The following is a 1,337-nucleotide window of genomic DNA, read 5'->3' on the forward strand; positions in this document are numbered from 1 at the left end:
CAAAGGTTCTTGCCGCGGACGGCAAGACTAAGCCGATCGAGGAAGTCGAGCCCGGCGACAAGCTCGTCGTCACCGATCCGGAGACGGGCGAGACTTCCGTCCGTGAAGTCGCGGGAACCATCGTCACCGAGGACGACAAGCACTTCGTCGACCTGACGATCTCCACAGGAGAAGGCATAGCCGAGGAGGCTCTGGTCTCCACCACGACCCACCCCTTCTGGGTGGTTTCAGCCAACGCCTGGATCGAAGCCGGGGACCTCAAGCCCGGCATGACGCTGCGCACCCCGAGTGGCGAAACAGTCAAGCTCACAGCCCTCGGCTACTACGCCAAGCGCCAACGCACCCACGACCTGACGCTCACCGACATCCACACGTACTATGTGCTGGCGGGGGCAACTCCGGTCCTCGTTCATAACACCGGCGGCAGCGGCCACATGTGCGATATCACCGCGACAGCTCCTGACGGGAGCACGCGTGTCGATGTGAAGCTTGAGAGCGGTGACATGACTCCGGAGGAGGCTGCTCTCGGCTATCCCAATAGTTCCGCTTTCACGCACACGGAGCACCGGTTTTCGCGTATGGCAGGTGCCTCCACCGGGCCGAAGGTCTCACTTCCGAATGATCCGTTTGCTGGTAAGTACCCGTTGAGTCCTGGTGACGCGGTGACGATGCGAGGCCAGCTTCCGCCCTGTTCAAGGTGCAGGGGGGCGATGAACCGCATGGTCAGGGAATTGGGGGTGTCGGTCACGTATGTATGGGACGGCGTCAAGGGCGCCGGAACATGGTCAGCGAAGGGATAGAGATGAGACTGACCGCTACTGAGGTCGGGTTCTTTGAGGACTACGAGGATGAGGAGGCCCTTGAGGTAGGCGTCAGCGGGATCGACGACGCTGGTGTTCGGAGATCACTCTCGATCCAGCGATCCACCTATGAGCCGGACGAGCAGGAAGTGCAGTCTGGAATGGACTCCTACAACGTCTCGAACGAGCAGGGGTTCACGGTTTACGGCTGTCTGCGGCGCGTGCAGCTTAACGGCACGCTGCTGGCCCTGGAGTTCACAACTGAAGACGCGGAGATTCTTGAAACCTCGGCTGTCGTGGAAGTGGACCTGCGTGATTCGGGAGTCGATATCGCGAACCTGTCCACGAAACTAAGTGAGATCTTGGACTGGGGGGCCCACGAGAAGCGGCCAGAACTGATCGGGCTGAACGTTTCCGAGTAGCCTTCTGGTGGGCGATTTCCTCGCCTTACGCTGACGCTGGCCGTTCAGATCAATGCATATGGGGCCCCGCCCGGAAGAACTTGCGGGCGGGGGCCCATATGGCGTTTGTCCCGGG

Annotated in this window: 2 protein-coding genes; both read left to right on the forward strand. The window is 61.0% G+C overall.

What is annotated here, in order from left to right; all coding sequences use genetic code 11:
- Window positions 1-800: polymorphic toxin-type HINT domain-containing protein (locus ACWFR1_RS40360; RefSeq protein WP_453561103.1), on the forward strand; the 800-nt coding region annotated here is incomplete at its 5' end.
- A complete protein-coding gene (locus tag ACWFR1_RS40365; protein WP_453561106.1) occupies window positions 782-1,222 on the forward strand; it encodes an Imm10 family immunity protein in 441 nt (146 codons plus the stop codon). The genes ACWFR1_RS40360 and ACWFR1_RS40365, both read left to right, overlap by 19 nt.
- Window positions 1,223-1,337 lie beyond the last annotated feature (115 nt).

It is taken from the genome of Streptomyces sp. NPDC055103 (assembly GCF_053607625.1).

Excerpts from the sequence above, each read along its gene's own strand:
- ACWFR1_RS40365 (WP_453561106.1), top strand. The coding sequence starts at position 782 with ATGGTCAGCGAAGGGATAGAGATGAGACTGACCGCTACTGAGGTCGGG.